This is a genomic window from Bradyrhizobium sp. LTSPM299, assembly GCF_000938235.1.
Lineage (GTDB): Bacteria > Pseudomonadota > Alphaproteobacteria > Rhizobiales > Xanthobacteraceae > Bradyrhizobium.
Map to the genome: position 1 here is coordinate 83,899 of NZ_JYMU01000013.1, position 11,463 is coordinate 95,361.

Annotated in this window: 10 protein-coding genes and 1 pseudogene; 7 read left to right on the top strand and 4 right to left on the bottom strand. The window is 63.0% G+C overall.

What is annotated here, in order from left to right:
* Positions 1-85 precede the first annotated feature (85 nt).
* A pseudogene (locus tag UP10_RS08470) lies at positions 86-1,318 on the top strand (allantoate amidohydrolase); the annotation flags it as partial.
* A 12-nt stretch (positions 1,319-1,330) separates the two neighbouring features.
* On the opposite strand, the gene UP10_RS08475 reads toward UP10_RS08470, so the two are convergent.
* Together UP10_RS08475 and UP10_RS08480 are read right to left on the bottom strand one after the other, a co-directional pair.
* Positions 1,331-2,260, bottom strand: coding sequence for a LysR substrate-binding domain-containing protein (locus tag UP10_RS08475; RefSeq protein WP_044586906.1), 930 nt, complete (start codon positions 2,258-2,260; stop codon positions 1,331-1,333).
* Positions 2,261-2,280: 20 nt separating this feature from the next.
* On the bottom strand, positions 2,281-3,597 hold the full coding sequence (locus tag UP10_RS08480) for a dicarboxylate/amino acid:cation symporter (protein ID WP_050043594.1): 1,317 nt from the start codon (positions 3,595-3,597) through the stop codon (positions 2,281-2,283).
* A 303-nt stretch (positions 3,598-3,900) separates the two neighbouring features.
* Here UP10_RS08480 and UP10_RS08485 point away from each other — a divergent pair, with 303 nt between their 5' ends.
* The 3 genes from UP10_RS08485 to UP10_RS08495 are packed head-to-tail and all read left to right on the top strand — an operon-like array spanning position 3,901 to position 6,309.
* Positions 3,901-5,043, top strand: coding sequence for an FAD-dependent monooxygenase (locus UP10_RS08485; protein ID WP_044586907.1), 1,143 nt, complete (start codon positions 3,901-3,903; stop codon positions 5,041-5,043).
* A gap of 26 nt (positions 5,044-5,069) precedes the next feature.
* Positions 5,070-5,468: a carboxymuconolactone decarboxylase family protein gene (locus UP10_RS08490; protein ID WP_082077040.1), complete on the top strand. Its 399-nt coding sequence runs from the start codon at positions 5,070-5,072 to the stop codon at positions 5,466-5,468.
* On the top strand, positions 5,458-6,309 hold the full coding sequence (locus UP10_RS08495) for an alpha/beta fold hydrolase (protein ID WP_197086766.1): 852 nt from the start codon (positions 5,458-5,460) through the stop codon (positions 6,307-6,309). The genes UP10_RS08490 and UP10_RS08495 overlap by 11 nt, the downstream gene beginning before the upstream one ends.
* A gap of 159 nt (positions 6,310-6,468) precedes the next feature.
* Here UP10_RS08495 and UP10_RS08500 read toward each other — a convergent pair whose 3' ends face one another.
* Positions 6,469-7,662: a M20/M25/M40 family metallo-hydrolase gene (locus UP10_RS08500; protein WP_044586909.1), complete on the bottom strand. Its 1,194-nt coding sequence runs from the start codon at positions 7,660-7,662 to the stop codon at positions 6,469-6,471.
* 116 nt (positions 7,663-7,778) lie between these two features.
* On the bottom strand, positions 7,779-8,804 hold the full coding sequence (locus UP10_RS08505; protein WP_050043596.1) for an MBL fold metallo-hydrolase: 1,026 nt from the start codon (positions 8,802-8,804) through the stop codon (positions 7,779-7,781).
* A gap of 92 nt (positions 8,805-8,896) precedes the next feature.
* Here UP10_RS08505 and UP10_RS08510 point away from each other — a divergent pair, with 92 nt between their 5' ends.
* From UP10_RS08510 to serA, 3 genes are all read left to right on the top strand, one after another.
* Positions 8,897-9,472 (top strand): TetR/AcrR family transcriptional regulator, encoded by a 576-nt coding sequence (locus UP10_RS08510; RefSeq protein ID WP_044586910.1) that lies wholly within the window; start codon positions 8,897-8,899, stop codon positions 9,470-9,472.
* Positions 9,473-9,487: 15 nt separating this feature from the next.
* On the top strand, positions 9,488-9,928 hold the full coding sequence (locus UP10_RS08515; RefSeq protein WP_044586911.1) for a VOC family protein: 441 nt from the start codon (positions 9,488-9,490) through the stop codon (positions 9,926-9,928).
* A 128-nt stretch (positions 9,929-10,056) separates the two neighbouring features.
* Positions 10,057-11,301 (top strand): phosphoglycerate dehydrogenase, encoded by a 1,245-nt coding sequence (gene serA / locus UP10_RS08520; protein ID WP_044586912.1) that lies wholly within the window; start codon positions 10,057-10,059, stop codon positions 11,299-11,301.
* Positions 11,302-11,463 lie beyond the last annotated feature (162 nt).

Sequence of the window (11,463 nt, forward strand, 5' to 3'; positions counted from 1 at the left end):
GAAAAGATCATGCTCAAACAAAGAGCTGAAGCGCGATGACGATTCAACCTAATCTCATCGCGCTTTAGCCCGTGCTGCGGCTGGAGCTGAGATGACCGAGTTGCACGATCTGATTGCGGCCTTCGCGGCGATCGGGGCGACCGCAGATGGCGGGGTCTGCCGCCTCACGGCGACGCCGTTGGACAAGGACGCGCGTGATCTTTTCCTCCGCGAGATCGCCGGTCGCGATCTGCTTCCGAGGATCGATGCGATCGGAAACATGTTCGGCGTCGCGGTGCTGGCGCCAGCATCTAAGGAAATTGTGATCACCGGTTCTCATCTCGATTCTCAGCCGACCGGTGGCCGCTATGACGGCGTCTACGGCGTGTTGGCGGGGTTGCTCGCGGTGCAGGCGGTGCGGGATCGCGCTCTCGCTAGTCCCGGCAAGGCGCGACGCAATCTGGCGGTCGCGAACTGGACCAATGAGGAGGGCGCGCGTTTCCAGCCGAGCCTGACCGGCAGCTCGGTGTTCGCCGGCAGCTTATTGCTGCAACAGGCTTACGCCTGCGACGACGGTGACGGCGTCACGCTGGGTGACGCACTCGCCGCGATCGGTTATCGCGGCGCGTCTCCGCTCACGTTCGAGCCGCTGCGCTATGTCGAACTCCATGTCGAGCAGGGCGATCACCTGGAACGCGAGGCGGCGGATATCGGGGCCGTCTCCGGAGCCTGGATGACGCGGAAGATCTCGGTGATGTTCGAGGGCGATGTTTCGCACACCGGCCCGACACCGATGGGCCGGCGCCGCGATGCGCTCCGTGCCGCGGCCCGCGCCATCGAAGCGCTCTACAGTGAGGTCGAGCTCGCCAATGTGGGCGTCCACGCATCGGCTGCGAAGATCAGCGTGTTTCCGAACTCGCCCAACGTCGTCGCCGGCCGGGTTCGGGTCTGGTTCGAGGTCCGGCACGAGGATGAGGCGGTGGTGCTTACTCTCGGCGATCGTTTCCTGGCGCGAATAAAGCAGGAGGCTTCCGCGATCGGCGTCGATATCTCGATCGCCGCAGATGAACGAAGGGCCGCGCCGACGCTCGATCCGGCCGGCCTTGAACTCGTGCGCGGCGTCGCGAGCGATCTCGGAATGAAGACGTTGACGCTGAAGACCGTCACCGGACATGACGCATTGGCGATCCAGAAACGTATTCCGTCATCGCTGATTTTTGTTCCGAGCAAGGATGGCCTGAGCCACAATCCGCGCGAGTTCACCGCGCCGGAGGCGCTCGACAAGGGTTACGAGGTCCTGGTGGAGACGCTGTGGCGCATGGTGACGGCCGAAGGCTGACACGGCGAGACCTCAGAAGCCCCACCCCATCGAGCTGGCCCAATTCTGCATGAATTGTTCGGTCTCGCGCCCTGCGTCGGCAAGCCACGCGGTGAAGTCGGCGATGGCGGACAGGCTTTCGTTTTCCGCCTGGTAGAATGAACGGTATTCGCGCTTGCGCAGGCCGAGATCCCCGAATGGCAGGCATAACTGCCCCGCCATGAGCTCGTCGATCACCAGGAACAGTGGGAACAAGCCGATACCCATGCGCTCCTGCGTTGCCTGCAAGGCGAAGAACATCTGCTCGAAACGCAGCGTTTCTTGTTCGGCGGCCATCTCGTGGCCAGTCTGGTCGAGCCATTGGCTCCAGTCATAAGGTTCGGTGAGGTAAGTGATCAGCGTATGCTGGCGCAGATCGTCGGGTACCTTCAGCTTGCCGCGCGACAGCAGGTCGACGTGGCAGACCGGCGCGATCAGTTCAGTCATGAAGTATTGCGAGGTCCAGCCCTGGGGCTCGCCGACATTGCCGCGGATCGCCACATCGAAGCTCGTATCGTGGACGTTGAGCGGACCGATCGAGGTGGTCAACCGCAGTTCGACGTCGGCGCGGATGCGCTGGAACGTCGTGATTCGCGGGATCAGCCAGCGCATGGTGAAGGTCGGCGGCGCGCTGATCCGCAGCACGGACGGCGCGCCGTACTGCTTCATGTCCATGGAGGCAAGCGCCAGCCGGTCCAGAATGGCTGTGACCTCGCGGTAGTAGATTTTTCCGGCGGCGGTGAGAGTGAGCTGAGACGGCGCGCGCCGGAACAGCTTCACGCCGAACCAGTCTTCCAGCAGTGCGACCTGCCGACTGACGGCGCCGTGGGTGACATGAAGTTCGTCCGCCGCCTTCGTGAAGCTGACGTGGCGCGCGGCCGCCTCGAACGTTCTCACCGCGTTGAGCGGCGGCAGCTTTCTCATCCGTGGGCGATCTCCTCAGCTCAGAAGGATAGCTTCACCGCATCGGGGTTGTCGAGGATGTGGGCGAACTGCTGGGTGTCCAGTTCGCCCTCCCATTTGGAGATCACCACGGTCGCGACGGCCGTGCCGATGAAGTTGGTGAGCGCCCGCGCTTCGGACATGAAGCGGTCGATGCCGAGCAGCAACGCGATGCTGGCGACCGGCACATGACCGATCGTGCCGAGTGTCGCCGCCAGCACGATGAAGCCGCTGCCCGGGATCGCGGCTGCCCCCTTCGACGTCAGCAGGCAGACCGCGACCAGCACGATCTGGTGCACGATCGTCAGCGGCGTGTCGGTTGCCTGGGCGAGAAACACTGCCGCCATGGTGAGATAGATGCAGGTGCCGTCCAGATTGAAGGTATAGCCGGTTGGTACCACGAGGCCGACGGTGGATTCCGAGCAGCCTGCCACGGTCATCTTGACCATGAAGCGTGGCATCACGGATTCCGAGCCGGAGAGGCCGAGCACGAGCAGCAGCTCTTCGCGCAGGTAGCGGATCAGCTTGAGGATACTGAAACCGGCCAGCCGGGCCACGATGCCGAGCCCCACGAACACGAACAACAGGCAGGTCACGTAGAAGGTGAGCATGAAATGGGACAGCGACACGATCGTGCCGGCGCCGTACTTGCCGATCGTAAAGGCGATCGCGCCGAATGCGCCGATCGGTGCCACCTGCATGATCATCCCGATCAGGATGAAGAAGATCTTAGAGAGTTGCTCGATCAGGTCGAGCACCGGTTTTCCCCTGTCGCCGAAACGTTGTAGGGCGATGCCGAACAACACGGCGAAGAACAGCACCTGCAGCGTATCCCCGTTGGTGAACGCGCCGCCGACGGTCGAGGGAATGATGTTCATCAGGAAACTGACGACCGACTGGTCGTGGGACTGGGCGACGTAGCTGGCGACGAGCTTGGCATCGAGCGAGGCGAGAGCGACGTGCATTCCGACGCCTGGCTGCGTCAGGTTGATCACGATCAGTCCGAGGATCAGCGCGATGGTCGTGGTCACCTCGAAATAGATCAACGCTTTGAGGCCGATGCGGCCGGCCTTGCGCATGTCGCCGAGGCTGGCGATGCCGTGGACCACCGTCAGGAACACGATGGGAGCGATCGCCATCTTGATCATCTTGATCAGCGCATCGCCCAGCGGTTTGAGCGCCGTGCCGACGTCCGGCCAGAGATATCCGATCAACGACCCGAGGGCGATGCCGAGCAGGACCTGGACGTAGAGCCGGCCAAACCATGGCACGGTCGCGCTTGGCATGCCGACGGCGCTGTCGTTTGCGATGGCGGTCATGATGTTTCCGTCTCCTCCCAGCCGAGTGGCCGTCCGATCTTGCACCTGCCGGAAGGCGGAGGCGGCGGCACGGATTTGCCGGGGAGAGTGGAGTGCGATAGCCGCAAGCGCAAACGACTAAAGCTCAGGGAGCGTGAACTGAGCTCACAGGAGGTGATGGCCAGAACCCGTGCTGTCGGCTCCTGTCACCTGTCAGAATATCTCACATCCCGTCAGCATTACTCGTTTGCGGCGAACGCCTGCCATGGGCAACAACTGCCAGAGGCTAGGCCAAGACCGGCACTGGAGCGACGAGGTGAGACAATGAGCAAACTTTCAGTGGCGGTGATCGGCGCCGGCATGGGTGGCCTTGCGACTGCCGCGGCGCTGACCCGCGCCGGCGTGGATGTGCAGGTCTATGAACAGGCCACGCGATTTGCCCGGCTCGGCGCCGGCATCCAGATCGGCTTCAATGCCATGAAGGTGATGCGCGCGTGGGGGCTGGAGCCGGTCCTGCGGCGCGAAGCGTTCTATCCCCGTTCGTGGAACAATAAGGAGTTCGATACCGGCGCGGTGCGCTTCGACATGGTGTTCGGCCAGTCTGCCGAAGACCGCTATGGCGCACCCTATCTTCTCGGCCACCGCGGTGATCTGCATTCCGCGCTCGCCAGTGCCGTGCCCGCGGACGTGCTCCATCTCGATCACAAACTGGTCGGCATCGCGCAGCGCGCCGATCGCGGCGTCGACCTGACGTTTGCGAACGGCCGCAAGACCTCGGTGGACGCGGTGGTGGCGTCGGACGGCGTCCATTCCTTCGTCAAGGAGACGCTGTTCGGCCGCGTTGAGCCGAATTTCACCGACCGTATCGCCTACCGCACGGTGTTTCCGGCCTCCCTTCTCAACGGCTATGAGATCGACGACTGCACCAAATGGTGGGGACCGGACCGTCACATCGTGATCTACTACGTCAAGCCGGATCGCAGCGAGGTCTATTTCGTCACCAGCCAGCCGGAGCCGGGTTTCACGGTAGAATCCTGGTCGGCGATGGGTGACGTGCGCGAATTGCGCGCGGCCTTCGCCAATTTTCATCCGCAGGTGCGACGGGTGCTGGAGGCGTGCCCGTCGGTGCACAAATGGGCCCTGGTCGATCGCGATCCGCTATCATACTGGAGCGAGGGCAACGTCACACTGCTCGGCGATGCCTGCCATCCCATGACCCCGTACATGGCGCAGGGTGCCGCGATGGCGATCGAGGACGCGGCCGTGCTCTCGCGTTGCCTGACGGGCGTCGATCGCGACGGCGTGGCCGACGCGTTCCGCCGTTTCGAGGCGACGCGCAAGCCGCGCACCTCCCGCGTCCAGCTCAGCTCGCGCACCAACACATGGCTGAAGAATCCTACCGACCCGGATTGGGTCTACGGCTACGACGCGTGGAACGAGCCGCTGACCGAAATGGCACCGGCGTAAGGCGTGTGGAAATGGAGACGACGACCATGAGCGAGACGAAGCCACGGGGCGAGAAGTTCGAGCGCGGCCTGAAGACGCGTCGCGCGGTGCTGGGCGATGCCTATGTCGAAAGGTCGCTGGAGGCGGCCGACGACTTCAATTGGCCGGCGCAGAAGCTCACTACCGAATACTGCTGGGACGAAATCTGGAACCGGCCGGATCTCGACAAGCGCAGCCGCAGTCTGCTCAACCTCGGAATGATCGCGGCGCTCAACCGCCCGCACGAGCTGAAGATCCATATCCGCGGCGCGCTCAACAACGGCCTCGCCAAGGCTGAATTGCGTGAGGTGTTCCTGCAAATCGCAGTTTACTGCGGCATGCCGGCGGGACTCGACAGCTTCCGCCTCGCCAAGGAGGTGTTCAAGGAGATGGGTCTTGTCGATTGATGGACGGCTGGTCGTCACCGGTGATTGGCCGGGGTTCCGACGTGTCACGATCTCGGGGCCGGGCGGACGGCTGAGCGTTCGTGTCGGCGGTCCCGAATCTGGACCGGTGGTGCTGTTTAATCATTCCATCCTGACCAGCAGTGCCATCTGGTACAGGCAGGCTGGCCGGCTCGCCGAGCTGGGGTACCGCGTTCTGTGTCTCGACAGCCGCGGCCACGGGCAGTCGGATGCGCCGCCCGCGCCCTATGCAATGGACGATCTGGTGGCCGACAACATCGCCGTGCTCGATGCGCTGGCGGTGTCGCGGGCACACTTCATCGGAGTATCTCAGGGCGGCATGACCGGATTTGGTCTTGCGGGGCGGCATGCCGATCGCCTGCTGAGCCTGTGCATCATCGCCGCCCGGGCCGACGCGCCGGCGCCGTTCGTAGCGGCTTGGGACGACCGGATTGCGTTGGCCAGCGGGCAGGGCGTTGCGCCGCTGGTGCAGCCGACCGCCGAGCGCTGGTTCTGCCGCGGCTTCCTCGACGACAACCCCGCGATCGCCGATGCACTTGCCGCTTGCGTCAGCGAAACCAGCGCCGAAGGCTTCATCGGCAGCGCCCGAGCGATCCAGGGTCTTGCCTATCTCGAACTCGTACCCGCCATTGCGGCGACGACGACGCTGGTCGTTGGCGCCCGCGATGTGCTGTTGCTGCAGCCGATGAAGGAGCTTGCGCTGGTGTTGTCGGGGAGCCGGTTCGTGGCGATCGAGGACGCCGGTCATCTCCCGCAGATCGATCGTCCGGATCAGCTGGATGCCGTGCTCCTTCAGCATTTGCAGGAGTTCGCAGGCCGCTAGAGCATGATCCGGAAAAGTGTGAAGCGGTTTTCCCTCGCGACAAACGCGGAACGCGTTTGCGCGGAGATCATGCTCAAACAAGGAGGTGAAGCGCGATAACGATTCAACCTAATCTCATCGCGCTTTAGGTATCTGTCCCGCTCTCTTTGTCCGCCAGGCTCACCGCATCGTCGCGAGCTGCACGGCGAGCGCGCAGGCCCGGTCGTACTCGTCGAGATTGATCCACTCGTCGATCGTGTGCACGTCGTTCTGCCCCGCGCCGAAGGTGACGGTCGGAACACCGTGGCGGACCATCCAGTTGGCGTCGAGCCCGCCATTCGCGGTGCGGATGACCGGCGTTCCTCCGATGCCGGACACCGCGGCAGCCGCGCGCTTGACCACGGGCAGGCTGTCCTTCATGTGGAATGGATAATAGTCGGTCTCGGCCTTGAACTTGACGCGGCCTGATTTGCCAGCGCTGTTCGTGACGCGCTTTGCGGCCTTCTCGAACGCCATTTTGTAGGCCTTGGTGATCTCCTTGAAGAACGTCCGGTCGTGGCTGCGGCTTTCGCCGCGCACGTGCACATAGTCGGTGACGACATTGGTGGCGTCTCCGGCCGGCCGGCCGTCGCCGCCGGTGACGGGGCCGACATTGCTCGTGCCCTGCCGCTTGCCCTTCACGACCTTGCCAAACCAGCCGCCGGCCCTGACGTCGGCGAGCGCAAGCGCGAGGATCATGGTCGAGCTGATCCCGCGCTCCGGCGCGACGCCGGCATGGGAGGCCCGGCCAAAGATCTCGACCTGCCAGCGATCCGCGCCGACGGCGCCGATGGTGACGTTGGAGGCTGAGCCGCCATCGTAGTTGAAGGCCATGACCGGCGAGCCAAGCTCAGCGGTCTTGACGTGGCGCGCGCCATATAGCCCGCTTTCCTCCCGCACGCAGAACAACAGCGTGATCGGCGGATGATCGAGCTTCCGCTTCGCAAGCTCGGCCGCCAGCGTGACGAGAACGCCGCAGCCGGCGCGGTTGTCGCCGCCGAGCGCGGTTTTCGCGTCGTTGACGATCTTGCGGCCGGCAAGCTTCGGTTTCGCTCCGGCGCACAGCGGCACGGTGTCCATGTGGGTCATGAACATGATCCGCGGCTGATTGTGCATCGCGCCGCGACCGGGCAGATCGACGATGAGGTTGCCGGTTTCGGTCGGCACCGGAATCCGCGTGTTCGCGTCGTCGAGCCGGATCGCGCCCGCCGGCACGCCGCCCTCTTTCAGCGCCGCGGTGAGCTCGCGCCCGATCGCGGCTTCCTTTCCGGTCACGCCCTCGATAGCGAGGAAGCGCATGAGGCGGTCAGTGGCGGCCTTTGTGTCGACAGACATGACGAATCCTTTTGATGAACGATGCTTGCAAGCATCCCTCGCGGCGCCATGCTTCGCAAGGTTCTTTGAAAACAGCCACCGATAACGATGGCCGTTTCCGCGTCCGTCGATCCCAACTATGCAACCGGCACGAAAGTATAACCTGCGCCGTCCGTCACGATCTTGCCAACGGCCGGGAACGGGAAATGGTAGCCGGTAACGAGCGCCTTGTCGGCGACGACACGGTCGAATAGTTTGCGCCGCGTCGCCTCGGAAAGGACTGGATCAGCGTCGATCACGCCGTGCCAATTCGGGTGTTTTGCGAACAGGGCAGGCATATTCGTCGTGTCGCTCAGCACCATCAGCTGCTCGTTGCCTGACGCGACATGGAATGCAGTGTGGCCCGGCGTGTGGCCCGGTGCGGCGATGGAGCGGATGCCTGGAATGATTTCGGTGTCCCACTCGTACTGTTTCAATTTGTCTTTCAGGAGTGGGAACATCGCCTGAAGTCTCTTGGGCAGGCCATGCTGCTTTTCAGGGAGCTTGGTGAAGATGCTCTCATCCATCCAGAACTTGAACTCGTTGCTCGGCACGTAAACCACGGCGTTCGGGAATGTCGGCGTGTTGTCTGGAGCCTTGCTCATAAGCCCGAAAACATGGTCCGGATGGAAATGCGAAACGATCACCCTCGTGATCCGTTCCGGCTTGATACCGGCTGCCGCCATATTGGCGATCATCGCTCCGGCTGTCGGCTGAAACTGACCGCCGGTGCCGGCGTCGAAGAGAACCGTTTCATTGCCGAGCTTGACCAGGGTGACATTGAACGGAATAGGCACGACGTCATTCGCGATCCCGGCGGCAGCCAGCGCGGCCTTGGTGTCCTCAACAGATACGTCCTTGATAAACCCGGGGTCGTGAGGCTTCTCCCAAACGCCATCGTTCAGGATGAACCCCTGGACCTTGCCGAACTTGAACGGGCGGAAGCCCTTGCCAGCCTCCGGCCCCTTCTGGGCGAGCGCAGCCTCGACGAACGAGACCGGCCTGGGCAAGCCGAATGCTGCTCCTGCACATGCAGCCGTCAACAGCGCGTTGCGGCGGGTTAGGTTTGACATCGCTTTCTCCTTACTGCTTCTGCGAAGACGGCGGTTGCGGTCCGAAAACATGGCTGATATCCGTTAATCGCGCTTGTCTGTACATACTAGTTGGTACAAAATATAATCACGTTCGGTTGATTCGATGCGATCTTGAGGGTGTCATGAAGGCGAAGGGTGAGCTCGTTAAGGCGGCCAAGAAACTGATGTGGGAACGTGGCTACGAGGCCACGAGTCCGCGCGACTTGCTGGAAGAAAGCGGCGCGGGGCAAGGCAGCCTCTATCACCACTTCAGTGGAAAAATGGACCTGGCGTCCGTGGCTCTCCGTGAGGTGTCCGATGAAATGTGCGAGCTCGCGCGCGAGACCGTGGGAACGGACGGTTCTGCCCTGGATCGTGTCTTCCGCTATCTCGACGTTTCCCGCGACGGCCTCAAAGGTTGCAGGATGGGCAGGTTTGCCGCCGAATCGTCCATCGCCGAGGCCTCGTTGCGGAAGCCCGTCGAACGCTATTTCCGCGAACTCCAGAAGATCCTTGCAGGAGCCCTGCGCGAAGCTCAGGCCGATGGCGAAATTGCAAAACGCCTCGACGCCGACGAGCTTGCGCTGATGCTCATCACTGTCGTGCAGGGCGGCTTCGTCGTTTCGAGGGTTTATCGCGATCGGAACGCCATCAACCGGGCCACGGAGACGGCCAAAGCGCTGCTCAAGTCGCTGCTCAAATCGCTTCCAACCCGGTAGCCTATTGGAGGGCTTATGACGGATGAATTCAAAACCGACACGTGCGGTGTCGACCACGTTGGGCTCAGCGTTCGGGATCTCGTCAGCACGCGAAAATTCTTTTGCGATTGCCTTGGATGGCGGGTCGTTGGCGAGCGGCCGGATTATCCGGCGGTGTTTGTATCCGATGGACACGATGTCGTGACGCTGTGGCAGGTCGAATCGCCCAGCAAAGCGCTTCCGTTCGATCGGCGCGCCAACGTCGGATTGCATCATTTGGCCCTCGCCGTCATTGATCAAAGCGGTCTCGACACCCTCTACAAACGGGTGTCGAGCTGGCCCGGCGTCGTCGTCGAGTTCGGTCCGGAACCCTCGGGCGCCGGCCCCAAGATCCATTTCATCGTGCGGGAGCCGAGTGGAGTACGGATCGAGTTTGCGTTCGATCCGCGCCTCGAGGACGCGCGCAAGGCGCGGTGAGCCGGGTCAGCCGATTGCGGCGACAGCCCTGAACGAAATTGCTCCATATTATCACGTGGCCGATCGAGATCGCGCATGGTAGCTCTTGCCGAAGCGAACCCCTGCTACGACGAAGGCTGACCTCGACGATGTTGTCTCTCCCCAAAACCAAGATACGCGTCCTGCTGCTGGAGGGCGTCAACGATTCCGCGGTCCGGATGTTCGAAGCCAATGGCTATACCGAGCTGCAACGTCTGCCTAAGGCGCTGGGTGCTGGCGAGCTCAAGCAGGCACTGTCCGGCGTCCATATGCTGGGCATCCGATCGCGGACCCAGTTGACCGCGGAGGTCCTGGAGGCTGCCGACCGGCTGATGGCGGTTGGCTGCTTTTCGGTCGGCACCAACCAGGTCGATCTCGATGCCGCGCGACGCCTCGGCATCCCCGTATTCAACGCGCCTTACTCCAACACCCGCAGCGTGGCCGAGCTGACCATCGCCGAGATCGTGATGCTGCTGCGCCGGATATTTCCGCGATCGGTCTCTGCCCATGCCGGCGGCTGGGACAAGTCCGCCGAGGGCAGCCGCGAGGTCCGCGGCAAGACGCTGGGCATCGTCGGCTATGGTAACATCGGTTCGCAGCTGTCGAATCTCGCGGAAGCCATGGGCATGCGCGTGATCTATTTCGATCACACCGACCGATTGCGCCACGGCAACACCGAGCCGGTCGAGACGCTGGATGAGTTGCTCGCGGCCAGCGACGTCGTGTCACTGCATGTGCCGGAGACGCCGGCCACCGCCAACATGATCGGCGCGGCGGAGCTTCGGCGGATGAAGCCCGAGGCCCATCTGATCAATAATTCGCGCGGCACCGTGGTCGATCTCGATGCGCTGGCAAGCGCCCTGCGTGAGGGCCGGCTGGCAGGTGCCGCGGTCGACGTGTTTCCGGTCGAACCGGCATCGAACAATGACCGTTTCGTCTCGCCGCTGCAAGGCCTGCCCAATGTGATCCTCACGCCGCATGTCGGCGGCTCGACGGAAGAGGCGCAGGATCGCATCGGCGGCGAGGTCGCCCGCAAGCTGATCGACTATTCCGATGTCGGCGCGACCTTCGGCGCGGTCAATTTTCCGCAGGTGCAGCTGCCGGCGCGGCCGACCGGCACGCGCATCATCCATGTCCACCGCAACGCTCCCGGCGTGATGCGTCAGGTCAACGACGCGGTCTCCAGGCACGGCATCAACATCCTGGCGCAATACCTGCAAACCGATCCGGAAGTGGGTTACGTCGTGCTCGAGACCGACGTCGTCGGCGGCGAGGGCGAGGATCTGCTGGCCGAGCTGAGGGCCATTGCCGGCACCATCCGCGTGCGGGTGCTGTATGAGCAGAATAGGTATTGAAGCGCCGGGGAGGGCAGGCGGATTGATTGAGTGCACTAGATTAGAGCATGATCCGGAAAAGTGTGTAGCGGTTTTCCGAAAAGATCATGCTCAAAACAAAGAGATAGAGCGGGATGACGATTCGAAGAAGAGTCATCCCGCTCTGGTGAACCAATCCGTGGA

Excerpts from the sequence above, each read along its gene's own strand:
- UP10_RS08485 (WP_044586907.1), top strand. The coding sequence starts at position 3,901 with ATGAGCAAACTTTCAGTGGCGGTGATCGGCGCCGGCATGGGTGGCCTT.
- UP10_RS08500 (WP_044586909.1), bottom strand. The coding sequence starts at position 7,662 with ATGTCTGTCGACACAAAGGCCGCCACTGACCGCCTCATGCGCTTCCTC.
- serA (WP_044586912.1), top strand. The coding sequence starts at position 10,057 with ATGTTGTCTCTCCCCAAAACCAAGATACGCGTCCTGCTGCTGGAGGGC.
- UP10_RS08505 (WP_050043596.1), bottom strand. The coding sequence starts at position 8,804 with ATGTTTTCGGACCGCAACCGCCGTCTTCGCAGAAGCAGTAAGGAGAAA.
- UP10_RS08480 (WP_050043594.1), bottom strand. The coding sequence starts at position 3,597 with ATGACCGCCATCGCAAACGACAGCGCCGTCGGCATGCCAAGCGCGACC.
- UP10_RS08510 (WP_044586910.1), top strand. The coding sequence starts at position 8,897 with ATGAAGGCGAAGGGTGAGCTCGTTAAGGCGGCCAAGAAACTGATGTGG.
- UP10_RS08490 (WP_082077040.1), top strand. The coding sequence starts at position 5,070 with ATGAGCGAGACGAAGCCACGGGGCGAGAAGTTCGAGCGCGGCCTGAAG.
- UP10_RS08515 (WP_044586911.1), top strand. The coding sequence starts at position 9,488 with ATGACGGATGAATTCAAAACCGACACGTGCGGTGTCGACCACGTTGGG.
- UP10_RS08475 (WP_044586906.1), bottom strand. The coding sequence starts at position 2,260 with ATGAGAAAGCTGCCGCCGCTCAACGCGGTGAGAACGTTCGAGGCGGCC.